The following is a 25005-nucleotide window of genomic DNA, read 5'->3' as shown; positions in this document are numbered from 1 at the left end:
CCATGTCGGCACGGTCCGATCGGATCACCGAGGCGTACCTCGCCGGCTGCGAGGACCCGGACGGCCCGCTCCGCCACGCGCGGGCGAGCCTCGAGCTCTCGGAAGCGAAACGCCTGTCCTGGCCCCGGCTGCTGCCGCGGCCGATCTTCGTCGACGAGGCCGAATACCGCGCGTTCGGCCGGGACCTCGTCACGGTCTACGAGCTCGTCACCGGCCTGCCGCGGCGGATGTACGGCGGGGACTTCGACCGGTTCCGCACCGCGCTGGGCATCGACGACCGGCACGCGACGCTGATGTGCCGCCTGCTCGGCGACGGACCGCCGCCGCTGTACGGCCGGGCGGACGTCTACTTCGACGGCTCGGCGTTCAAGCTGCTCGAATACAACATCGGCAGCGCGCTCGGCGGCCTGGACATGGTGGGCACGCTGCCCAAGGCGTACCTGAAGGTCCCCGCGGTCGCGGAGTTCGCCGCCGAGCACGGCCTCGGCTTCCTCGACATGGGTTCGGACCTCGCCGAAGCCCTGCGCGGCGCGGGCAAGACGATCGGGGCGGGCGAGCCGGTGGTCGCCATCCTCGAAGGACCCGGCGGGATGGCGCGGTACGGCCACCAGCGCCGCGCGATCGCCGAGCTCCTCGCGGAGAACGAGATCGACTGCCGCGTCGGGGAAATCGGTGACCTGCGGTTCCGCCGCGGCAAGCCGTACCTGGACGGCACCGGCATCGACGTCGTCCTGCGGTACTACGGCCTCGAAGAAATGCTCGAGCAGCCCGACTGCGACGAGCTCCTGGAGCCGGTCTTCCGCGCGCACGAAGCCGGGCAGGTCGTGGTGTGGACGCCGACGAACGTGTTCGGCAACAAGGGAACGCTCGCCATGCTGTCGGAGTTCGTGGAACTCTTCCCGGCCGACGAGCGCGCGGTGATCGAGCGCGTGCTGCCGTGGTGCCGCATGCTCGGCCGCCCCGGCGCCGGCCCGGACACGCGGCGCATCGAGGAGTGCGTGGCGCGCCAGGACCAGCTGGTGTTCAAGCCGGCCGGGCTGTCCGGCGGCCAGGGCGTCGTCATCGGCCAGGAGGTCGACGCGGCGACGTGGCGGGAAACCCTCGACGCGGGTTCGCGCGCCGGCTCGCTCGTCCAGGAGATCGTGCCCCCCAACGTGGAGGCGGTGATCGACCCGGAGACCGGCGAGCGCAGCGAGTGGTACGCCCTCTGGGCCGCCTTCATGACGCCGTCCGGCCTGTCCGGCGGCGGCATCCGCGCCATCCCGCCCGGCGGCACCACGGTCATCACGATGATCAACAACGCGAACGTCCGCAACACCTGCCTCTTCACCTGCTGAGCAAGGAGGAACTCGTGGTGGCCCGACTCGTCGACCTCACCCACGGCTTCTACGACGGAATGCCGTCCTACCCCGCCGACTGGTTCCCGAAGTTCGTCAGCGAACGCTCGATGACACCGGAAACGGACCCGTACGGCACCGAGCGCACGTTCTCGTACCTGCACGTCTTCCCGCACAACGGCACGCACATGGAGTACCGGCTGCACTTCTACCCCGGTACCGAGGGGATCGACGAGGTACCGCTGGAGACGCTGATCGGCCGCGCCTGCGTCGCCGACCTGTCCTACAAGGGCGAGCTGGACCCGGTGACCGGCGAGGACCTGGAGAAGACGCTGCGGCCGGTGTGGCAGCCGGGCGACCGGCTGCTCGTGCGCACCGACTACCTGCGGCACAACTGGGGCCGCCCCGACTACTGGGACCGGCCGCCGTACCTGACGCCGTCGGCCGCGGAGTGGGCCATCGACAACGGCGCGAGCCTGTTCGGGCTCGACTGCCTCACCGAACGTCCCGGCGACGCCGCGTCGCCCGTGCACCACGCGCTCCTGGCCGCCGGGATCCCGCTGCTGGAGTACGTCACCAACATGCACGAGCTGACCCAGCAGGTCGTGCGGCTGTTCGCGCTGCCGACCAAGGTGGCCGGCGCCGAGGCCGCGCCGGCCCGGGTGATCGCGCTGGAGGAGACGGATGACTGAGCAGGTCGCCCTCACGGCGGTCGGCGGCGACGCCGAGGTGCCGGCCGGGCTGGACCGGCTGCTCGACCTGCTCGGCGCGCCGCTGGCCGGGCTGCGGGCCGGCGACGAGGTGCTGATCAAGCCGAACCTGTTCCAGACGAAGCCGGGGTTCCACGTGAGCCCGGCGCTGCTGGCGGCGATCGCCCGGGTCGTCGCCGGGTACGGGGCGCGGCCGGTGATCGCCGAGCGCACGCACGCGATCTACGAGCTGCTGAACGACCACGAAGCCGCGAAGTACGCCCGGATCGTCAGCTTCGACGACCTGCCGCTGCGGATCACCGGCATCCCGGGCGCGACGTCGCTGCGCGTGCCGATCGCCGTCCCCGAGCTGATCCTGGACTGCGACTTCTTCATCGGCGTCCCGCAGCTGCGCACGCACGCGAGCGTCGTCTACTCGAACGCGATGAAGAACCTCGTCGGGCTGCTGCCCGGGTACACCACCCGGATCGTGCACATGGCGGGCGTCGACGAGTCCACTGTGGACCTGAACCTGATGCGGCCGCAGGACCTCGTGGTGTGCGACGGGACCACGGTCATCGAGGGCAACTACCCGATGGACGGCCGCGCGCGCGAGGTCGGGTTCCTCGCCGCGAGCCGCAACGCCGTGGCGCTCGACGTCGCCGTCGGCACGCTGGCCGGGTTCGACCCGGCCAGCGTGGCGTACCTGCGGGACGCGCACGCGCGGGGGATGGGGCCGTTGTCACCGGAGGACATCGAAGTGCTCGGCACGCCGGTGCCCGAGCTGGCGTTCGACATGGTCAAGGCGCCGGTGGAGATCGTCGTGCCACGCCCGGGAATCCACGTGTACGCCGAACACGCGTGCCCCGCCTGCAGCCGGTTCGTGGCCGGGGCGATGAAGGCGCTGGCCGGCGAGTTGTGCGAGTGGGACGGGGAAATGACGGTCATTTCGGGGCCGCAGGTGGAGCTGCCGCCGTTGCGCGGGGAAGTGGTGCTCGTCGGCAACTGCCTGTACGAAAGCCGGGACCTCGGGATCTTCGTCGAAGGCTGCCCGCCGCGGGCGATCCAGCTGGCCGCGTTCCGGTACGCCATGGGCAAACCGGTCGGCGACCACGAGCGGACGCAGTTCCGGGTGCCGGCGGGCGTGCGATGATCACGTCCGCGCTGTCCCCGGGCGACCGGCTGCACCGCCACGTGGTTTCCCTGGCCACGACGGTGGATCCGGTCGCGGCCGCGGCGGCGCTGCGGCCCGCCGGCCGCGTCATGCTCACCGCCGGAGCGGGTGGCTCGGCGGCCGTGCTGGCCGCGGGCGAACTCGCCGTCCTCTCGCACCCCGGCGGCGGTGCCCCCTTGACCGCCGCCGTGGACCTGCTCCGCAGCCTGGACCTGCCGCCCGGCACCACCGACGCCGAGGCGGCCTGGTTCGGGTTCCTCGCCTACGACGCGGCGCGGGACTTCGAGCGGCTCCCGAGCCGGCACGCGGCGACCGGCCGGCCGGCGTACGAGTTCTTCCTGCCCGAGGTGCTGGTCGCCGACGGGCGGGTGATCGGCCGCGGAACGACCCCCGCGGCCGCGCGCACGGCGGCCGAACAGGTCGCCCGGACCCTGGACCGGCTCGTCGTCGCTCCACTCGGGACGGTCGCCGTCGGCGCCGGCCGGTTCGGCTTCGCCTACGACGAGTACGTGGCCGCGGTGCGGCGCGCGCAGCAGCACATCCTCGACGGCGACGTCTTCCAGCTGGTGCTGTCCAACGCGTGGACCGCACCGGCCACCGTGGACGGCCTGAGCGTCTACAAGAGACTCACGGAGATCAACCCGTCGCCGTACCACTTCTGGTACGGCGGGCCGCGCTTCGAGGCCGTCGGCGCCTCCCCGGAACCGTGCCTGACGCTGTCCGGGGGCCGCGCGCTGATCCGCCCGCTCGCCGGCACCCGGCCCCGGGGCCGCGACGGCCGCGCCGACCGGCTCGCCGAGGACGACCTGCGCTCGTCGCCGAAGGAACTGGCCGAGCACCGGATGCTCGTCGACCTCGCCCGCAACGACCTCGGCCGGGTGTGCCGCCCGGGCAGCGTCTCGGTCGAACGGCTGATGGCGGTCGAGCGGTACTCGCACGTGATGCACCTGACGTCCGACGTCCGGGGCGAGCCGCCGGCCGAGCGGGGCACGGACGAGCTGATCCGGGCCACCTTCCCGGCGGGCACGATGACCGGCACGCCGAAGGTGCGCGCGATGGAGATCATCGACGCGCTCGAGCCGTCCCGGCGCTGGCTGTACTCCGGCGCGGTCGGCTCGTTCGGCCGGTCCCACGTGGACCTGTACCTGACGATCCGCAGCATGGTCTGGTGCGACGGCGAAATCCGCCTGCAGGCGGGCGGCGGCATCGTTCACGACTCGGACCCGGCCGAGGAGTACGCGGAATGCCTGGCGAAGCTCGGCTCGGGCGCCCGCGCGCTCGGCGTGACGGTGGAAGGGACTGCCGCGTGATCTGCGTGCTCGACAACTACGACTCGTTCGTCTACAACCTGGTGCAGTACCTGGGGGAGCTCGGCACCGAGTGCGTCGTCCACCGCAACGACGAGATCTCGGTGGACGACGTCGTCGCGCTCGACCCGGAGCTGGTCCTGATCTCACCCGGCCCCGGCGACCCGGCGGACGCGGGCATCTCGGTCGAGCTGGTCCGCCGCCTCGCCGGGCGCGTGCCGGTGTTCGGCGTCTGCCTGGGCCACCAGGCGATCGGCGCGGCGTTCGGTGCCGAGGTGGTGCACGCGGCCGAGCCGATGCACGGCAAGTGCTCGGCGGTGGCCCACGACGGCTCCGGTGTCTTCGCCGGGCTGCCGAGCCCCGTGACGGTGGCGCGCTACCACTCCCTGGTGCTCGACCCGGCGTCGCTCCCGGCGGACCTCGTGGTGACGGCGTGGTCGGACACCGGCGAGATCATGGGTGTGCGGCACCGCGCGTTCCCGATCGAGGGCGTCCAGTTCCACCCCGAGTCGCTGTTCACCGAGGAGGGCGTGGCGATGGTCGCGAACGCGGTGCGTCAGGCGAGCTCGGCCGAGACGACCGCGGGCAGCGCGCGGAGCTGGTCGAGCAGCGCCTCGATCTCGTCGCCGCCCAGCAGGACGGCGCAGACCATGCTGCTCTCCCGGACGCCGTCCTTGACGTCGACGGACAGCTCGTGCACCAGTGCGCCTTCGAGCGCGCGGACCAGGGTGGGGATCGCTTCGGCACCGCCGGTGAAGTAGGTGGCGACGCGGCGCCGAAGCAGCATGGCCGGGCGGCCGGCGAAAGTGGTGGGACTGGACATGGCTGATCTCCACGGGGAAGTGCGGATGGGATCGGGGCCAGGTCCCGAAAGAGGTGCCGCGGAATCCGCGATCGCCGAGGCTGCGCGCCGGCGACCTGGGTTCAGCCGGCGCGCCGGACTACGAGTCGCGAGGACGAGATCAGGCGCTGCACGGCGACAGGCTAACACGCTCCGGCGTGGATGAGGCAAGCCACAACCGGGTGAGGGCGGGGCGGCGAGGTCGCGAATGACTCATTCGGGATCTCCGGCGTCGCGAATGACTCATTCGGGACCTCCGGCGCCGCGAATGACTCATTCGCGGCAGCTCCGCCCGCCCGGTTCGCTCCCCGCGGCCGGGTCAGCTCGCCCGGATCACTCCCAGCCCCAGCGGCGTGATCTCGTGGATCTGCGACTTCCCCGACCGGGCGCTCGTGATCAGCCCGCTCGCCCGCAGCACCGACGCGTGCTGGCTCGCCGTCGCGAGCGAAATCCCGGTCAGCTCCGCCAGTTCGCTCGTGTTGCACCGCGTGATCGCGACCGTCATCAGCACCCGCGCCCGCGTGTGCCCGAGCAGCGCCGCCAGTGACGGGCCCGGCTCGGCGTCGCTCTCGAACCGCGTGTGGCTGATCGAATAGACCAGCACCGGTGGCAGCCCGGGGTCCTTGTACGTCGTCGGCATGCCGTGCGCGAAGAACGTCGGGATCAGCCGCAGCCCGCGGCCGTCGAGGTGCAGTTCCTGCTCGATCGGGAAGCGGACGCGCAGCACCGGCGGGGTCCACGTGATGTCCGGGTGCAACGTCGACAGCAGCAGCTGCGGGCCGCCGCGGTCCAGGCTGGACTGCAGGCGGCGGCGGTCGCGGGCGACCGCGCGGCGCACCGACGGCCAGTCCGGGGCCACGCACTGGCGGTAGTAGTCGTGCAGGGCCGTGCCCAGGCGCCGCAGTTCGCGGGGTTCGCCGTCGGCGAGGCGCCGCAGCCACGGCGGGACGCGGGTGCCCTGCGCCGCCAGCTCGGCGACGTCGGCGGCCAGCACCGGCGAAGGCGTTTCGAGCACCGCCGAGACGCCTTCGCCGATGGTGCGGGCGCCGGCCGGGGTGAGGAAGTCGGGGCAGTAGCCGTACGGGGGGACCGCCGACATGAGCAGCCGGCCGGACTCGGGAACTGCGGAGCGTGACCCCCGGCGCCAGCGGCCGAACAGCGGCTCGCCTTCCGGGCGCCGGATCCGGTAGCTGCTCATCAGCAGCTCCCACATCGGGTCGGCGTCCTCGGCGATGGTCACCCTCGCCAGGTCCGCTTCCGTGAAGTGAATTTTCAACAACGCCGACCGCTCCCTTCCCGGCTGAGGATAGCCCTGGTGGAGCGGGTTTTCGCTGGCACGGGCCCGACGTCACAGAGGTTCCGCGATCCGCGTCCCGAGTGGACGTTTCGGGCTGGCGCGAAACGTTTTCGAGCCGGTTGACGCTGCTCGCGCGCCGCTGGCACGGTCGGCTCGACGAAGAGTGTCTTCACCCGGCTGGGGGATGACGCGGTGACGATCTGAACACTTTCCGTCACTGGGGCTGAACTTTACTGGGGAAGGCGGACGCCCGCATGACGAACGACGCACGCAGAACGCGGACCCTCCGGCGCGCCGGAGGTCGCCGGTGACGGTCGACGAAGTCTCGTACCGCGCCGCGCCGGTGCGGACCCGGCCGGCACCCGTGCTGACGCTCCCGGCCTTCACGGACCTCAAGTACCGGCTGCTCGGCCCGGTTTCGGCGGTCGGCGTGGACGGGCCCGCCCGGCTCGGCGGCCCGAAGCAGCGGACCGTGCTGGCGGCGTTGCTGCTCAACGCCAACCAGGTCGTCTCCGAAGACCAGCTGATCGAACTGCTGTGGGAGGACCGCCCGCCGGCGAGCGCGCGCGGGCAGCTGCAGGTGCGCGTCTGGGAGCTGCGCAAACTGCTCGGCCGCGAAGTGATCGTGCGCCGCGAACCCGGGTACCTGATCGAGGTCGGGCCCGGCGAACTGGACACCGAGCTCTTCGACGACGTCGCCAAGGACGCCCGGCGGCTCATCGACGGCGGGGAGCCGCGCCGGGGCGTCGAACGCCTGCGCGCGGTACTGGAACTCTGGCAGGGACCGCCGCTGGGCGGGGTCACCGACGTGCTCGTGCGGCGCAGCGGCCAGATCCTGGCCGAGCAGCGGATGACCGCGCTCGAGGTGCTCTTCGACGCCGAGCTCGCCACCGGCAGGCACACGCACGTGGTGCGGGAGCTGCGCCACTTCGTCGACGAATACCCCTTCGGCGAACGGCTGCAGGAACAGCTGATGCTCGCGCTGCAGCGCTCCGGCCGGACCCCGGAGGCCTTGGAGGTCTACACCGCGACCCGCGAACGCCTCGACGCCGAGCTGGGCGTCGAACCCGGGGAGCGGCTGCGGGCGATGCACCTGCAGGTCCTCAAGGGCGAAGGCGACGAACCGCCGGAGCCGGCGGCGCCGGTGGGCGAGGTCGTCGTGCCCGCGCGGCCCGCCGAACTGCCCCGCGACGTCCGCGGCTTCGCCGGGCGGACCGAGCAGCTGGCGCAGCTGGACCGCCAGCTCGCCGCGCGGGCCGGGGCCTACGCCTCGGACGTCTGGATCGTGCACGGCATCCCCGGCGTCGGGAAGACCGCGCTCGCGCTGCACTGGGCCCACCGCGTCCGCGAGCGGTTCCCGGACGGCCAGCTGTACGTGAACCTGCGCGGGTTCGACGCCGACCGCGAGCCGATGGAGCCCGCGGTCGCGCTGGCCCAGCTGCTGCGGGCGCTCGGTGCCGACCCGCGGCGGATCCCCGAGGAGGTCGACGCGCAGGCCGGGCTCTACCGGTCGCTGCTCGCCGACCGGCAGGTGCTGCTGGTGCTCGACAACGCGCGTGACGCCGAGCAGGTCCTGCCGCTGCTGCCGCCGACCGGGACCGTGCTGGTCACCAGCCGGCACCGGCTCGGCAGGCTGGTCGCCGAGTTCGGCGCGTTCTCCCTCGGCCTCGGCGCGCTCACCGAGGCGGACTCGCGGGCGCTGCTCGGCGGCGTGCTCGGCGAGGGCCGGGTGGCGGCCGAGCCGGCGGCGGCCGGGGAGCTGGCCGAGCTGTGCGGGCACCTGCCGCTGGCGCTGCGGATCGCGGCCGCGAACATCGCGACCGGCCCGGACACCACGGTCGCCGCGATGGCCGCGGACCTCGCCAAGGGCGACCGGCTCAAGCAGCTCGTCATGGACGGCTCCGACGAAAGCGCCGTGACGCGGGCGTTCGCCGTCTCCTACGAGGCGCTCGCCCCGGAGCTGCGGCGGCTGTTCCGGCTGCTCGGCCTGGCTTCGTGCGCCGACTTCACCGCCCGCGGCGCCGCGGCGCTCACCGGCGACCCGGTCGACACGGTGGCGCGGCAGCTGCGGCTGCTGGCCGCGGCGCACCTGGTCGAACAGCACGTGGCCGGCCGCTACCGGCTGCACGACCTGCTGCGGGCGTACGCGCTGCGCCAAGCCGGCGCGCACGAAGCCCCGGCGGCGCGGGCCCGGGCGTGGCGCCGGTTCGTCGAGCTGTACCTCTCCGGCGCGGACGCGGCGGAGCGGATCTTCGGCAGACGGCACGACCCCCGGCTGCCGCGCGAACCCGCGGTGGTGCCGGCGAACCCCATCTCCTTCGCCGACTCCGCCGAGGCCGCGGCCTGGCTCGACGCCGAGCACGAGAACCTCTGCGCGGTCGTCACGCAGGCGGTGACCGACGGGCCGTACCCGGTCGCCTGGTACCTCGCCGACGCCGTGCGCTCGGCGTTCTACCACCGGGGACGGCGGGTCGAGTGGGTCGACATCGCGACCACGGTCCTGGCCGCCGCGCGCCGCCTCGACGTGCCCGCCGTCGAGGCGGTCACCGCGCAGAGCATCGGGCTCGCGTTCGTCCACCGGGAACGGCACGAGCAGGCCGTCGAGTGGATGACCGAAGCGCTGCGCGTGTTCGAGCGCGTCGACTGGCCGGAGGGCAAGGCCGCCGCGCTCAACGCGTCCGCCATCGCGCTGCGGGTGGCCGGCCGGTTCGAGGAGGCGGCTTCGCAGTTCGAGCTGGCGCTGGACCTGCAGCGCCAGTGCGGCTACCGGCTGGGCCAGGTGAGCGTGCTCAACAACCTGGCCTCGGTGCACCGGCAGCGCTGCCTGCTCGACGCGGCCCGCGCGTGCCTCGACGAGGCACTGGAGCTCGCCGTCGCCGAGGGCTACCAGCTCGGCGAAGCGGTGGTGCTCGTCGGGATCGGCGTCGTCCAGCGGCTGCAGGGCGACCTGCCGGGCGCACGGCGGTCGCTGACCCGGGCGTTCGACCTGCACAAGGCGCACTCCCACCCGTACGGCCAGGGCTCGGCGCTGTGCGGGCTGAGCCTGGTGTCGATCGACCTCGGCGAGTTCGAGCAGGGCCGCGCGCAAGCCGTGCAGGGGCTGGAGATCGCCCGCCAGGAACAGAACCGCGAGACCGAAGTGGGCGCGCTCAACGCGCTGGCCAGGGCGGAAGCGGCGCTGGGGGAGACGTGCTCGGCGGTCCGCCACCAGCGGGAGGCGGTCGCGGTGGCCCGGCACTGGGGTTCCCCGTGGCACGTCGCGGAAGCGCTGAGCGGCATGGCGTCGGTCCACGGCGCCCGCGGCGACCACGAGGAGGTCCTGCTGGTCGGCGCGGAAGCCCTCGACCTGGCCCGCGGCGGCGGGCTGCGGCTGATCGAGGTGCGCTGCCTGCTGGCACTGGCCCGGGCCCACGCGGGTCAGGGCCGTCGGGCGGAAGCCCGTCGCCTGTGCGAGGAGGGCCTCAGCCGCGCGGCCGGCCTGCCCGCGCTGCAGACCCGCGCCCGCGAGGTCCTGTCCCGGCTCTGACCCCAAGCACCCCAATGTGGCGTTGGTTGCGTCCAGCGCACCCAATGTGGCGTTCGGTGCGTCAGACGCACCGAACGCCACATTGGGGCGCTCTCGCCGGCGGGGAAGCGGAATGGAAGCGGGCGCGCTTAGCGTCCCGGTCGTCCCTTCCGGCGAGAGAACTTCGGAGCTTTGATGAGATGGGGTAGAGCCATCGCCGCGGTCGGTGCCGCCGTGGCGCTCGCGGTGTCGGGGGTCGCCGGGCCGGCGACCGCCGATGAGGCGAAGTACGTCGGGGAGCTGGCGCTCACCGAGACCGGCGTGGTCCGCGGGACCGCGGCCGCCGACCTGGTGACGTTCAAGGGCGTGCCCTACGCCGCGCCGCCGGTCGGGTCGCTGCGGTGGCGGGCGCCGCAGGCCGCGAAGTCGTGGGACGGCGTCCTCGACGCCACGAACTTCCGCAGCCAGTGCGCGCAGCTCGGCGGGCTCGGCGGGATCATCGAGTCCTACGAGGAGAACTGCCTCTACCTGAACGTCTTCGCGCCGAAGACGTCCGGGGTCAAGCCGGTCGTCGTGTGGTTCTACGGCGGCGGTTTCCAGAACGGCACCAGCTCCACCTACGACGCCGCCCGCCTGGCCGTGCAGGGCGACGTCGTGGTCGTCACCGTCAACTACCGGGTCGGCGTGCTGGGCTTCCTCGCGCTGCCCTCCCTCGACGGCGAGACGCCCGGCGTGCAGTCCGGCAACTTCGGCATCCAGGACCAGCGCGCGTCGCTGAAGTGGGTGCAGCGCAACATCGCCGGCTTCGGCGGGAACCCCGGCAACATCACCATCGGCGGCCAGTCCGCCGGCGCCGGGGCCGCGTGCATCCACCTCGCGTCGCCCGCCTCGGCCGGGCTGTTCCAGCGCGCGATCGGCGAGACCTACAGCTGCGGCTCCCCGCTGCTCACCAAGGACGCCGCCGAGACCATGGGCACGACCGTGGCCACGCAGTCCGGCTGCGCCGACGCCGCCGCGGCCGCGAACTGCCTGCGCGGCAAGACCGACGTCAAGGCGCTGATGCAGGCGTGGCCGCCGCTGCCGCAGGGGCCCGTGGTCGGGGGCAGCGAGCAGCCGCTGCAGCCGATCGACGCCTTCCGGCAGGGCAAGTTCAACCGCGTGCCGATGTTGTGGGGCAACAACCGCGACGAGATGCGGATGATCGTCAGCATCCAGTACGACGCCTCGGGCAACCCGGTCACCGCCGAGTCCTACCCGCAGATCATCCGGAACACCTTCGGCGTGGACGCCGACCGCGTCCTGGCGCGGTACCCCGCGTCCGCCTACCCGACGCCGGGCCTCGCGCTGTCGCAGGTGCTCAGCGACGCCGGTGACGACCAGCTCGCCACCTGCCAGCACGTCACGGCGTACCGGGCCGCGATCGCCGGGCAGGCCAAGCTGTTCGTCTACCAGTTCTCCGACCGCACGGCGCCACCGGTGGTCGACATCCCCGGCTTCGACGAGGGTGCCGAGCACGGCGCGGAACTGAACTACCTCTTCCCGAAGTTCACCGGCGCGACGCTGAACGCGCAGCAGCAAGCGCTTTCGGACCAGATGGTCAAGTACTGGTCGACGTTCGCCCGCACCGGCGACCCGAACGCTTCGGGCCTGCCCGCGTGGCCGCGGTTCAGCACCGGAACGGCGCGTGACGCGCTGTCGCTGGACCTCGCGTCCGCCGGCGGGAACCAGAAGATCGACCTGGCGACGCGCAGCCAGTGCGACTTCTGGGCGACCGTGCCGCCTCCGCCGGGCGCCTGAAACCCGGTGTTGCCGAAGGGGACTGTCCGCGAGGGCAGTCCCCTTCTTCGTGCCCGCGGGGCGCCACGGATCGCGTCGCTTCCGTCGCGGCCGGTGACTTTCAGGCCCGGGGAAGCCGGTGGAAGCGAAGCAGAAGCCGGTTCTTCTAACTTTTCGAGGTACCGCAAGAAAACCGTGAGGAGGGTCCATGCCGGACGGGATCGCGATCGTCGGCCTGTCCTGCCGGCTGCCCTCGGCCGGGGACCCCGCCGGGTTCTGGGCCCTGCTCCGTGATGGCCGCAGCGCGATCGGGGAACCGCCCGCCGGCCGCGCCACCTCCCCGGGCGCGCCGCCGGCGGCGTACCTCGATCGCGTCGCGGACTTCGACCCCGCGTTCTTCGGGATCTCGCCGCGGGAAGCCGCCGCGATCGACCCGCAGCAGCGGCTGATGCTCGAACTCGCTTGGGAGGCCGTGGAAAACGCCGGTCTCGTGCCGGGGCCGCGGACCGGCGTCTTCCTCGGCGCCGCCTCCGACGACTACGCCACCCTCCTCGACCGGGCCGGCGCGGACGCCGTCACGCGGCACTCCATGGCCGGGGTCCGCCGCGGCCTGATCGCCAACCGCGTCTCCTACGCGCTCGGCCTGCGCGGCCCGAGCTTCACCGTCGACTCCGGACAGTCGTCGTCGCTGGTCGCGGTGCACCAGGCCGTGGAAAGCCTGCGCCGCGGGGAATGCGCGGTCGCGCTCGCCGGCGGGGTGCACCTCAACCTCGTGCCGGAGAGCGCGCTCCTCGCCGAGCGCTTCGGCGGGCTGTCGCCGGACGGCACCGCGCACGTCTTCGACGCGCGGGCCAACGGTTTCGTGCGCGGCGAGGGCGGCGCGGCCGTCGTCCTCAAGCCCCTCGAGCAGGCTCTCGCCGACGGCGACCTGGTGCACGCGGTGATCCTCGGTGGCGCGGTCGGCAACGACGGCGGCGGCGCCGGGCTCACCGCGCCGGACGCCGACGGGCAGGCCGAAGTCCTGCGGCGGGCCTACGCGGGCCTCGACCCGCGGGCGGTCCAGTACGTCGAACTGCACGGGACCGGCACCACGGCGGGCGATCCGGTCGAGGCCGCCGCGCTGGGCCGGGTCCTCGGCCGGGTGGACGCGCCGCTGGCCGTCGGGTCCGCGAAGGCGAACGTCGGCCACGCGGAGGCGGCGGCCGGGATCACCGGGCTGGTCAAGGTGGTCCTCGCGCTGCGGCACCGGGAACTGCCGCCCACCCCTGGGTTCGAGACGCCGGCGATGCCACTGGCGGAGCTGGGTCTGCGGGTCCAGACCGCATTGTCGGACTGGCCCCGCCCCGACCGGCCGCTCGTGGCGGGGGTGTCGTCGTTCGGCATGGGCGGGACCAACTGCCACCTCGTCGTGCAGGAGGCGCCCGCGCGGGAGAAGGCGGCCCCGGACGTCCCGCACGCGCTGCCGTTCCTGCTCTCGGCACGCACGCCGGAGGCCCTGCGGGACCAGGCGGACCGGCTTCAGCGGCTGTCCGAAGTGGACGTCGTCGACGCCGCGTTCTCCCTCGCCACCACCCGCAAGCACCACGAACACCGGGCTGTCGTCGTCGGCCGCGACCGCGCGGCGCTCGCGAGCGGCCTGCGCACTCTTTCCGGCGGTGGCGGCGCCCACGAGATCGTCCGGGGCCGGGTCGCGGACCGGGGCGGGCTCGCCTTCCTGTTCAGCGGGCAGGGCAGCCAGCGCGCCGGGATGGGCCGGGAGCTGGCCGAAGCGTTCCCGGCGTTCGCGGAGGCGTTCGCCGACACCTGCGCGGCGTTCGACGGCCTGCTCGACCGGCCCTTGGCCGAGGTCGTCCTCGAAGCCGCCGTCGACCGGACCGGGTACACCCAGGCCGCGCTGTTCGCGTTCGAAGTGGCGCTGTTCCGGCTGTTCGAAGCGGCGGGGGTGCGCCCGGACTTCGTCGCCGGGCACTCGGTCGGCGAGCTGGCCGCCGCGCACGTCGCCGGGGTGTTCTCCCTGGCCGACGCGGCCCGGCTCGTCGCCGCCCGCGGCGCGCTCATGCAGGCCCTCCCGGCCGGCGGCGCGATGGTCGCGGTGGAAGCCGGCGAAGCCGACGTCCGGCCGCTGCTGAACGAGCGCGTTTCGCTCGCCGCGGTGAACGGCCCGGCGGCGGTCGTGCTGTCCGGTGACGAGGACGCCGTCCTCGCCGCCGCGGCGGAGCTGGCCGCGCGCGGGCAGCGCACCAAGCGGCTCACCGTCAGCCACGCCTTCCACTCCGCCCGGATCGAGCCGATGCTGGCCGAGTTCGGCCGGGTCGCGAGTGGACTGTCCTATGCGGACGCGGCGATACCGGTGGTCTCGAACGTGACCGGCCGGCTCGCGACGGCCGAGCTGGGCACGCCCGGGTACTGGGTCCGGCACGCGCGCGAGGCCGTGCGCTTCGCCGACGGCGTCCGGACGCTCGAAGCCGCGGGAGTCACGGACTTCGTCGAGATCGGTCCGGCCGGGGTGCTGACCGAGCAGGTCCGCGCGACCGTCGCGGACGCCGCTGCGGTCCCGGCCCAGCGCGGCGCCCGGTCCGAGACCGCCGCGCTGCTGCGGGCGCTGGCCGCCTTGCACGTCACCGGCCGCGAGGTGGCGTGGGCGGCGATCTTCGCGCACTGGCACGGCAACCGCGTCGAGCTGCCGACGTACCCCTTCCAGCGCGCGAGCTACTGGCTGCCGGCCCAGCTGCCGGACCGGCGGGACATCCTGACCGCCGGCCCGGTTGCCGAGCGGGTCCCCGAACGCGGAACCGGGGACCCGCTCGTTCCACTCGACCTGGTCCGCGCCGAGGTCGCGGCGGTCTTGGAGTACGCCTCGGCGGCCGACGTCGACCCCGCGCGGAGCTTCCGCGACCTCGGCGTCGACTCGCTGACCGGGCTCGAGCTGCGCGACCGGCTCGCCGAGGCGACCGGCCGCGCGCTGCCGGCGACGCTGCTGTTCGAGCACCCGACGCCCGAGGCGGTGGCCGCGCACCTGGCCGGTGCGGCCGAGGACCAGGACCACTTCGCGGCCACGATGTCGTCTTCGGACGAGCCCATCGCCATCGTCGCGATGGCCTGCCGGTTCCCCGGTGACGTCCGCACGCCCGAAGACCTCTGGGAGCTGGTCGCTTCGGGTCGGGACGCGGTGTCCGCGCCGCCGTCGGACCGCGGCTGGGACAGCGACGCCGTCCGCGCGGGCGGCTTCCTCACCGGCGCGGCCGAGTTCGACCCGGCGTTCTTCGGCATCAGCCCGCGCGAGGCGCTCGCGATGGACCCGCAGCAGCGGCTGGTGCTGCAGGCGGCGTGGGAGGCGTACGAGCGCGCCGGCATCCGCCCGGAGACCGTCCGCGGCCACCGCGACGGCGTCTTCCTCGGCGCGACCTCGCACGAATACGGCCCGCGGCTGCACGAAGCCGAGGACGGCCACCTGCTGACCGGGACGACGCCGAGCCTGGTCTCCGGCCGCGTCGCGCACGTCTTCGGGCTCGAAGGCCCGGCGATCACGGTGGACACCGCGTGCTCGTCGTCGCTGGTGGCGCTGCACCTGGCGGTGCGGTCGCTGCGCGCGGGCGAGTGCGGGCTGGCGCTCGCGGGCGGCGTCACGGTGATGTCCGGGCCGGGCATGTTCGTGGAGTTCGCCAAGCAGGGCGGCCTGTCCGCCGACGGCCGCTGCCGGGCGTTCTCGGCCGACGCGGCCGGCACCGGCTGGGCGGAAGGCGCCGGGGTGGTGCTGCTGGAGCGGCTGTCCGACGCGCGGCGCCACGGCCACCCGGTCCTCGCGCTGGTCCGCGGCACGGCGGTGAACTCCGACGGCGCGTCCAACGGCCTGACCGCCCCGAGCGGCCCGGCCCAGCGCAGGGTGATCCGCGCGGCGCTGGCCGACGCGGGACTGACGGCGTCCGATGTGGACGTCGTCGAGGCGCACGGGACGGGCACGGTGCTCGGCGACCCGATCGAGGCCTCGGCGGTGCTGGCCACCTACGGCCAGGACCGCACGGAGCCGGTCCTGCTCGGGTCGCTGAAGTCGAACATCGGCCACGCCCAGGCGGCGGCCGGCATCGGCGGCGTGCTGAAGCTGGTGCTGGCCATGCGGCACGGGGTCGTGCCGAAGACGCTGCACGCCGGCGAGCCGACGCCGCACGTGGACTGGACGTCGGGTGCGGTCCGGCTGGCGACGGAACCGGTCGCTTGGCCCGCGGGGAAGCGGGTCAGGCGAGCGGCCGTCTCGTCGTTCGGGATCAGCGGCACGAACGCGCACGCGATCCTGGAGGCGGCCCCCGAGGAGCGCCCCAATGTGGCGTTCGGTGCGTCCAGCGCACCCAATGTGGCGTTCGGTGCGTCTGACGCAACCAACGCCACATTGGGGCGCTCGGGCTCGGCCTGGGTGCTCAGCGCGAAGACGCCGGACGCGCTCCGGCGGCAGGCCCGTGAGCTGCGGGAGCACCTCGTCGCGCACCCCGGCCTGGCTGCCGAGGCGGTGGCGGCCACGCTCGCCGCCCGCACGCGCTTCGAGTACCGCGCCGGGATCGCCGGCGGTGCTCTCGACGCGCTCGAAGCGCTGGCCGAGCACGGGACCGGTGTGGTCCGGGTGCCGAGCGGCAAGCTCGCCTTCCTCTGCACCGGCCAGGGTTCCCAGCGCGCCCGCATGGCCGAGACGCGGTACGAAACCGACCCGGTCTTCGCCGCCGCCCTCGACGAGGTCTTCGCCGCCCTCGACCCGCACCTCGACCGTCCACTCAAGACGGTCGTCTTCGCCGACGACACCACGCTCCTCGACCGCACCGCCTATACCCAGCCCGCGCTCTTCGCCGTGGAAGTCGCGCTGTTCCGGCTGTTCGAGCACCACGGCGTCCGGCCGGACTTCGTCGCCGGGCACTCGATCGGCGAACTCGCCGCCGCGCACGTCGCCGGGATCCTCGACCTCGCCGACGCCGCCCGGCTCGTCGCCGCCCGGGGTGCGCTGATGGACGCGCTCCCCGCCGGTGGGGTGATGGCCGCCGTCGAAGCGACCGAGGACGAGGTCCGGCCCTTCGCCGTCGCCTTGGCCGCGGTCAACGGCCCGATGGCCGTCGTCGTCGCCGGTGCGGCCGACGCCGTCGCGGCGGTCGAAACGCACTTCGCCCGGCAGGGACGGCGAACCCGGCGGCTCACCGTCAGCCACGCCTTCCACTCCCCGGCCATGGACGGCATGCTCGACGCCTTCCGCGAGGTCGCCGAGTCGGTCACGTTCCACCCGGCCCGCATCCCGCTGGTCGTCGACGGCGACCCGGGCGCCGCGGACTTCTGGGTCCGGCACGTCCGCGACACCGTCCGCTTCGCCGGCACCGTCGCCCGGCTGGCCGAAGCCGGCGTCACCACCTTCGTCGAACTCGGCCCCGACGCCGTGCTGACCGCGATGGGCCGGGACTGCCTGCCCGGCGGCACCTTCCTCCCAACCCTGCGCGCCGGGCGGGACGACCTCGACGCCACCCTGGCGGTGCTCGGCGGCCCCGTCCCGGCCGGGTCCACGGTGGACTTGCCGACCTACCCCTTCGAGCGGCAGCGGTTCTGGCTGCCGCCGCGCTCGCTGCGCGCCGACGCGGCGGCCGCGGGCCTGACCCCGACCGGCCACCCGCTGCTCGGCGGCGGCGCCGAGGTCGCCGGCACCGACGGCGTCCTGTTCACCGGCCTGCTCTCGGTGCGCACCCAGCCGTGGCTGGCCGAGCACGTCGTGCTCGGCGCGAACCTGCTGCCCGGCAGCGCTTTCGTGGAACTCGCGCTGCTCGCCGCCGGGCAGGCGGGCTGCGACCGGCTCGACGAGCTCGTCCAGGAGACCCCGCTGGTCCTGCCCGTGGACGGCCGCGTCCAGCTCCAGGTTTCCCTCGGCGCGCCCGACGAGTCCGGCCGCCGGGCGGTCGCCGTCTCGTCCCGGCCCGATCAGCCGTCGGTGACCGCGGGCTGGACCCGCAACGCCGCCGGGTACGTCTCCGCCGGCGGCACCGTGCCCGCGCCGGAGCCGGTCTGGCCGCCCGACGGCGCCGAGCCGGTCGGCCTCGAGGGCCGCTACGACCGCATCGCCGGCGCGGGCTTCGGCTACGGTCCCGAATTCCAGTGCCTGCGCGCGGTCTGGCGGCGGGGCGACGAGCTGTTCGCCGAGGTAGCGCTGCCCGAGCACCGTGTCTCCGAAGCCGCGGACTACGGCCTGCACCCCGCGTTGCTCGACGGCGCCCTGCACGTCGTCGCGTTCGGCGACCCCGAAGGCGTCGAGGCGGGCCGGATCCCGTTCTCCTGGCACGACGTCCGCCTGCACGCCGCCGGCGCGAGCGCGATCCGCGTCCGGTACACCGCGGCGGGCGGGATGTCCATTGTAGACACCGCAGGTGCCCCGGTCGCCGAGGTCGGCGCGCTGAGCCTGCGGCCCGTCGCCGCGGACCAGCTGACGGCCACCGTCTCCCGCGACGACCTCTACCGCGTCGCTTGGACGCCGGTGCCCGCGCCGGCCACGACGGCCACCTGCCTGCGCGCCACCGGCCTCGACCGGATCGGCGAGGTCCCCGACTTCGTGGCGGTGCGGCCCGAACCCGGCACGAGCGCGGTGCCGGAGCGGGTTCGCACCGCCACGAACCACGCGCTCGACCTGATCCGCGCCTGGCTCGCCGACGCCCGGTTCGACGGCGCCCGGCTCGTCTTCCTGACGAGCGAACTCGCCCACGCCGCCGTGCGCGGTCTGGTCCGCTCGGCCCAGACCGAGCACCCCGGCCGGTTCGTGCTCCTGGACACCGACACCGAGCTGACGCCGGCGGAGATCGCCGCCGCCGCGGCCACCGGTGAACCGGAGCTCGCGCACCGCGACGGCGTCGTGCTCGTGCCGCGGCTGGCCCGGGCCACCGTGCTGGCCGCCGTCCCGGCCCCGGCCGGCACCGTCCTCGTCACCGGCGCGACCGGTGGCCTCGGCCGCGCGCTGGCCCGGCGGCTCGCCGGGCAGGGTGTCCGGCGCCTGCTGCTGGTCAGCCGCCGCGGTCCCGCCGCCGAAGGTGCCGACGACCTGGTCGCCGAGCTGACGGCGCTCGGCCCGGAGGTCACCCTCGCCGCCTGCGACGTCGCCGACCGCGACGCGCTGGCCGCGCTGCTGGCCGAACACCCGGTGACCGCCGTCGTCCACGCCGCCGGTGTCCTCGCCGACGGTCCGATCGAGACACTCACCGCCGAGCAGTTCGACGACGTCCTGCGCGCCAAGGTCGACGCCGCCTGGAACCTGCACGAGCTGACCGGCGACCTGACCGAGTTCGTGGTGTTCTCCTCGGTTTCCGGGCTGCTCGGCACGGCGGGCCAGGCGAACTACGCCGCCGCCAACGCGTTCCTCGACGCGCTCGCCGCGCACCGCCGCGCCGAAGGGCTGCCGGCCACCGCGCTGGCGTGGGGCCTGTGGGAGACGGCCGACGGCATGGGCGGCGGGCTCGCCGCCGCGGACCGGACCCGGATGTCGCGCACCGGCGTGGGCACGTTGTCCACTGTGGACGCGCTCGACCTGTTCGACACCGCCCGCGGCGCCGGCGACGCGCTGCTGGTGCCGCTCCGGATCGACGAAGCCGGGCTGCGCGCCGCGGGCACGGTGCCGTCGCTGCTGCGGGGCGTCGTCCGCCTGCGCGCCGGCCGGGGCGCGACCACGCCCGCGGTGACCGTCGACGGGCTCGCCGACGTCGTCCGCGCCGAGGTCGCGGCCGTGCTCGGGCTGGCGAACCCGGCCGCGGTGGAGCCGGGCCGCGCGTTCAAGGAGATCGGCTTCGACTCGCTCACCTCGGTCGAGCTGCGCAACCGCCTGGCCACCGCGACCGGCCTCCGGCTGCCCGCCACGCTCCTGTTCGACCACCCGACCCCGGCCGCGGTGATCGACCGCCTGCACGCGGAACTGGCCGGTACCCCCGAAACCGCGGAAACCGCCACGCGGACCGCCGTCGCGGGGGATCCGATCGCCGTCGTCGGCATGGCCTGCCGCTTCCCGGGCGGCGTGACCAGTCCCGACGAGCTGTGGCAGCTCGTCGTCGAAGGCCGGGACGCGATCAGCGAGTTCCCGGTCGACCGCGGCTGGGACGTCGAGGCGCTCTACGACGCCGACCCCGACCGCCCCGGCCGCACGTACACCACGCGCGGCGGGTTCCTGCACGACGCGGACCGGTTCGACGCCGAGTTCTTCGGCATCAGCCCGCGCGAGGCCACCGCGATGGATCCGCAGCAGCGCCTGTTGCTCGAAACCTCCTGGGAAGCCTTCGAAAACGCCGGGATCGACCCGCTGGGCCTGCGCGGCAGCCGCACCGGCGTCTTCGCGGGCGCGATGTACCACGACTACACCGCGCGCCTGGCCCCGCTGCCCGAGGAAGCCGAGGGCTACTCGTTCACCGGCGGTTCCGGCAGCGTCGTTTCCGGCCGCGTCGCCTACACCTTCGGGTTCGAAGGCCCGGCGGTCACGGTCGACACCGCGTGCTCGTCTTCGCTGGTCGCGCTGCACCTCGCCGCGCAGGCGCTGCGGCAGGGCGAATGCGGTCTCGCGCTCGCCGGCGGCGTCGCGGTGATGGCCACCCCGGGCTCGTTCGTGGAGTTCAGCCGCCAGCGCGCGCTCGCCCCGGACGGCCGCTGCAAGCCGTTCGCGGCCGCCGCCGACGGCACCGCCTGGGCCGAGGGCGCCGGGATGCTGCTGCTGGAGCGCCTGTCCGACGCCCGCCGCAACGGGCACCCGGTGCTCGCGGTCCTGCGCGGGTCCGCGATCAACTCCGACGGCGCTTCGAACGGCCTGACCGCGCCGAACGGGCCGTCGCAGCAACGCGTGATCCGCGCCGCGCTCGCGACCGCGGGCCTGACGCCGTCCGATGTGGACACCGTCGAGGCGCACGGCACCGGTACCCCGCTCGGCGACCCGATCGAGGCGCAGGCCCTCCTCGAAACGTACGGCCAGGGCCGGGAAACGCCGCTGTGGCTGGGTTCGCTCAAGTCGAACGTCGGGCACACCCAGGCCGCGGCCGGGGTCGGCGCGGTCGTCAAGGTGGTGCAGGCCATGCGGCACGGGGTGCTGCCGAAGACGCTGCACGTCGACGAGCCGTCCCCGCACGTCGACTGGACGGCGGGCGCGGTCGAGCTGCTCACCGAGAACCGCCCCTGGCCCGAGGTCACCCGCCCGCGGCGGGCGGCGGTGTCGTCGTTCGGCATCAGCGGCACGAACGCCCACGTCATCCTCGAAGCCCCGGAGAAGCACCCCAATGTGGCGTTGGTTGCGTCCAACGCACCGAACGCCGCGTTGGGTGCGTCTGACGCACCGAACGCCACATTGGGGCGCTTGGGGCCGGCCGTGCCGTGGGTGCTCTCCGCGCGTAGTGAGGCCGCGCTGCGGGAGCAGGCTCGCCGGCTGCTGCCGCTGGTGGACGGCGATGCCGCCGCGGTCGCGCGGGCGCTGGTCGCGCGGTCGGCGTTCGACCACCGCGCCGTCGTGACCGGTGATCTCACCGCCGGGCTCACCGCGCTGGCCGAGCGGGGGACCGGGGCCGGCGTGGCGCGGCCGGGCCGCCGGGTCGTGTTCGTCTTCCCGGGCCAGGGGGCGCAGTGGGCCGGGATGGGCCAGGAGCTCCTGGAGACCGAGCCGGTGTTCGCCGGGCGCATGGCCGACTGCGCGACCGCGTTGAGGTCCTTTGTGGACTGGGAGCTCCTGGACGTCCTCGGCGACGCCGAGGCGCTCCGGCGGGTCGACGTCGTCCAGCCCGCGCTGTGGGCGGTGATGGTGTCGCTCGCCGCCGTCTGGCGTGCGCACGGGGTCGAACCCGCCGCCGTCGTGGGGCACTCGCAGGGGGAGATCGCCGCCGCGGTCGTCGCGGGCGGACTGTCCCTCGAGGACGGTGCCCGCGTGGTCGCGTTGCGCAGCAAGGCGTTGCTGGCGCTGTCCGGACGCGGCGGCATGGTGTCCGTGGCCGCCCCGGCGGACCGGGTCCGCGAGCTGATCGCGCCCTGGGACAGCCTCGCCGTCGCGGTGGTGAACGGCGCGACCTCGACCGTCGTGTCCGGGGACGCCGCCGCCCTCGACGAGTTGCTGGCCGAGGACGTCCGCGCCAAGCGGATCGCCGTGGACTACGCGTCGCACTCCGCCCACGTCGAACTCCTCGAAGACGAGCTGGCCCGCGTGCTGGCCCCGGTGCGGCCGAGATCGGGCGAGATCCCGTTCCACTCCACCGTGACCGGCGAACCCACCGACACGGCCGGCCTGGACGCCGGGTACTGGTACCGGAACCTGCGGCAGCCCGTCGAGTTCGCGCGGACCACCGAACAGCTCGTCGAGGCGGGCCACGACGTCTTCATCGAGTGCAGCCCGCACCCGGTCCTCGTCGGTGCCCTCACCGAGACCACCACCGCGCTCGGCACGCTCAAGCGGAACGACGGCGGCCCGGTCCGCGTCCTCGCCGCGCTCGGCGAGGCGCACGTCCACGGCGTACCGGTCGACTGGGCGCTGCCCGCGGGCCCCCGCGCCGCCTTGCCCACCTACCCCTTCCAGCGCGAGCGGTTCTGGCTCGACGCCGCCGGAACCCCGGCCGGTGTCGACGGGCTCGGGCTGGACGCGGCCGGGCACCCGCTGCTGGCCGCGTCGACCCGGCTCGCCGACCCGGACGTCCGGCTCTTCACCGGCCGGCTTTCGCTGGCGGCGATGCCGTGGCTCGCCGACCACGCCGTCCTCGACACGCCGTTGCTGCCCGGTACCGCGTTCCTCGACCTCGCCCTGCACGCGGCCCGCGAAACCGGGGCCACCGTGGCGGATCTGACCGTCGAGGCGCCGCTCGTGCTGCCGCGGCACGGCGCCGTGCTCGTCCAGGTGACCGTCAGCGAAGACGCCGTGAAGATCTTCGCCCGCACCGAGGACGGGCCCTGGACGCGGCACGCCTCGGGCACGCTCGCCCCGGCCACCGCCGCGGTCCGGCCGCCGCTGGCCTGGCCGCCTGCCGGGACCGAGATCGACGTCGAGAAGTTCTACGTCGCCGCGGCCGAGGACGGCTTCGACTACGGCCCCGCGTTCCAGGGCCTGGCCCGGGCGTGGCGGTCCGGCGACGACGTCTACGCCGAGATCAGTCCCGGCGAGCCCGGCGCCTTCGTGGTGCACCCGGCCCTGCTCGACGCCGCCGCCCAAGCGGTCCGGCTCGGCGGCTTCTTCGCCGACGACGCTCCCCGGCTGCCGTTCGCGTGGTCCGGGGTCACCGCCCACGCGGCGGGGGCGCGGGCGCTGCGGGCGCGGCTCTCCCCGGCGGGCCCCGACGCGGTGTCGCTCGCGGTCGACGACGAGGCCGGCCGCCCGGTGCTCACCGCGGAAGCGCTTACCCTGCGCCCGTTTTCGCCCGCGCAGCTCGCCGCCGGTTCGGACTCGCTGTACCGGCTCGCGTGGCAGCCGATCGAGGTCGGTGCGCCTGCCGAGGGCGACGTGGTGGTGTCCGTGGAGACCGGCGAAGTCCGCGAAGTCCTCGTGCGGCACCTGGATCTCGTGCGCGAATGGCTGGACCGGGCCGAGGACGGCCGGCTCGTGGTGCTGACCCGGGGCGCGACCGAGGACGATCTCGCGGGTGCCGCGCTGTGGGGCCTCCTGCGGTCGGCTCAGGCGGAGCACCCGGGCCGGATCGTGCTGGCCGACGTCGACGACGACCCGCGCTCGCTGGACGCCCTCCCCGCCGCGCTCGGGACCGGCGAGGGCCAGCTCGCCCTGCGCGCCGGGGCCGCGTACGTCCCGGCCTTCGCCCGGGCGGACGTCCGCGCCGCCGCCGGGCCGCTGCTCGACCCGGCCGGCACGGTGCTCGTCACCGGGGCGCTCGGCACGCTCGGCCGGCTCGTCGCGCGGCACCTCGTGCTCGCCCACGGCGCCCGTCACCTGCTGCTGCTCAGCCGGCGCGGGATGGCGGCCGAGGGCGCGGCCGGCCTCGCCGCCGAGCTGGCCGAGCTGGGCGCGGCCGCCGAGGTCGTCGCCGCGGACGCCGCCGACCGGGCCCGGCTCGCCGAGGTGCTCGCCGCGATCCCGGCCGAGCGCCCGCTGACCTCGGTCGTGCACGCCGCCGGCGTCCTGGCCGACGCGACTTTCACCGCGCTCACCGCCGACCAGCTCGACACCGTGCTGCGGCCGAAGACCGACGCCGCCCGGCACCTGCACGAGCTGACCGCGGACCTGCCGCTGCGCAGCTTCGTCCTGTTCTCGTCGGTCGCGGGCACCCTCGGCACGGCCGGGCAGGCGAACTACGCGGCCGCGAACGCCTACCTCGACGCGCTCGCCCGGCACCGCCGTGAGCGCGGACTGCCCGCGTTGTCGCTGGGCTGGGGCCTGTGGGCCGAGGCGAGCACGATGACCGGCGGCCTGGACCGCACCGACCTGGGCCGGCTGGGCCGCACCGGCGTGCTGCCGCTGTCGAACCGGCAGGGCCTGGACCTGTTCGACGCGGCGTGGGCGGCCGGGGACGCGGTCCTGTTCCCGGTCCGGCTGGAGACGTCGGCGGCCCGGCTCGGGGCGGTCCCGCCGCTGCTGCGCGGGCTCGTCCGCGCTCCGGCCACTCCGGCGAAGGCGCCCGTCGACCTGGCCGGCGTGCCCGCGGCCGAGCTGCCGAAGGTGCTGCTCGACCTGGTCCGGGGCGAGGTCGCGGCGGTGCTCGGGCACCAGGGGACGGCCGCGATCGACCCCGGCCAGCCGTTCGCCGAGATCGGGTTCGACTCGCTGACCGCGGTCGAGCTGCGCAACCGGCTCACCGCCGCGACCGGAGTGCGGCTGCCCGCGACGCTGGTGTTCGACCACCCGACGCCGTCGGCCGTCGCCGCGCACCTCGAACGCGGGCTGGTCACCGAGCCGGCACGCCCGGCGGCGCTCGACCACGTCGACCGCCTCGAGAGCGCGCTCGCCGGCGTCGACGAGTCCGTGCTGGCCGCGGTGCTGGCCCGGCTCGACGCCCTCGGCGCGCGGCTGCGGCGGCCCGGCCCCGAACCCGACGACCCGGCGCAGCACCTGCGCACCGCTTCGGCCGACGAACTACTCGACTTCATCTCCAAGGAGCTGGGCAACCATGGCTGAGCACGAC

General features: G+C 74.6%; 9 protein-coding genes and 1 pseudogene. 8 read left to right on the top strand and 2 right to left on the bottom strand.

Annotated features, from left to right (window positions below; genetic code table 11):
- The first annotated feature begins 2 nt into the window (after positions 1-2).
- The 5 genes and pseudogenes from AB5J73_RS01820 to AB5J73_RS01800 form a co-directional block, all read left to right on the top strand.
- A complete protein-coding gene (locus tag AB5J73_RS01820; protein WP_370967424.1) occupies positions 3-1337 on the top strand; it encodes a hypothetical protein in 1335 nt (444 codons plus the stop codon).
- Positions 1338-1351: 14 nt separating this feature from the next.
- The gene (locus AB5J73_RS01815; protein ID WP_370967422.1) at positions 1352-2029 is read left to right on the top strand and encodes a cyclase family protein; all 678 of its coding nucleotides are present in this window, start codon (positions 1352-1354) and stop codon (positions 2027-2029) included.
- On the top strand, positions 2022-3179 hold the full coding sequence (locus AB5J73_RS01810) for a DUF362 domain-containing protein (RefSeq protein ID WP_370967420.1): 1158 nt from the start codon (positions 2022-2024) through the stop codon (positions 3177-3179). Before AB5J73_RS01815 ends, AB5J73_RS01810 begins: the two co-directional genes overlap by 8 nt.
- A complete protein-coding gene (locus AB5J73_RS01805) occupies positions 3176-4510 on the top strand; it encodes an anthranilate synthase component I family protein (RefSeq protein ID WP_370967418.1) in 1335 nt (444 codons plus the stop codon). The genes AB5J73_RS01810 and AB5J73_RS01805 overlap by 4 nt, the downstream gene beginning before the upstream one ends.
- Positions 4507-5070: pseudogene (locus tag AB5J73_RS01800) on the top strand (aminodeoxychorismate/anthranilate synthase component II); the annotation flags it as partial. The gene AB5J73_RS01805 and the pseudogene AB5J73_RS01800, both read left to right, overlap by 4 nt.
- Here AB5J73_RS01800 and AB5J73_RS01795 read toward each other — a convergent pair.
- Together AB5J73_RS01795 and AB5J73_RS01790 are read right to left on the bottom strand one after the other, a co-directional pair.
- The gene (locus AB5J73_RS01795) at positions 5064-5330 is read right to left on the bottom strand and encodes a hypothetical protein (protein ID WP_370967416.1); all 267 of its coding nucleotides are present in this window, start codon (positions 5328-5330) and stop codon (positions 5064-5066) included. The pseudogene AB5J73_RS01800 and the gene AB5J73_RS01795 overlap by 7 nt on opposite strands.
- Positions 5331-5667: 337 nt before the next feature.
- Positions 5668-6588, bottom strand: coding sequence for an ArsR/SmtB family transcription factor (locus tag AB5J73_RS01790; RefSeq protein ID WP_370967414.1), 921 nt, complete (start codon positions 6586-6588; stop codon positions 5668-5670).
- A gap of 364 nt (positions 6589-6952) precedes the next feature.
- Here AB5J73_RS01790 and AB5J73_RS01785 point away from each other — a divergent pair, with 364 nt between their 5' ends.
- The 3 genes from AB5J73_RS01785 (at position 6953) to AB5J73_RS01775 (ending at position 24998) form a co-directional block, all read left to right on the top strand.
- On the top strand, positions 6953-10171 hold the full coding sequence (locus AB5J73_RS01785) for a BTAD domain-containing putative transcriptional regulator (RefSeq protein WP_370967412.1): 3219 nt from the start codon (positions 6953-6955) through the stop codon (positions 10169-10171).
- 174 nt (positions 10172-10345) lie between these two features.
- Positions 10346-11947, top strand: a complete 1602-nt coding sequence (locus tag AB5J73_RS01780; protein WP_370967410.1) for a carboxylesterase/lipase family protein — start codon at positions 10346-10348, stop codon at positions 11945-11947.
- A gap of 187 nt (positions 11948-12134) precedes the next feature.
- Positions 12135-24998 (top strand): SDR family NAD(P)-dependent oxidoreductase, encoded by a 12864-nt coding sequence (locus tag AB5J73_RS01775; protein ID WP_370967408.1) that lies wholly within the window; start codon positions 12135-12137, stop codon positions 24996-24998.
- Positions 24999-25005: the final 7 nt, after the last annotated feature.

It is taken from the genome of Amycolatopsis sp. cg9 (genome assembly GCF_041346945.1).
Classification (GTDB): domain Bacteria; phylum Actinomycetota; class Actinomycetes; order Mycobacteriales; family Pseudonocardiaceae; genus Amycolatopsis.
Note: the sequence above shows the minus strand (reverse complement) of the source record. Positions and strands in the feature narration are given on the sequence as shown.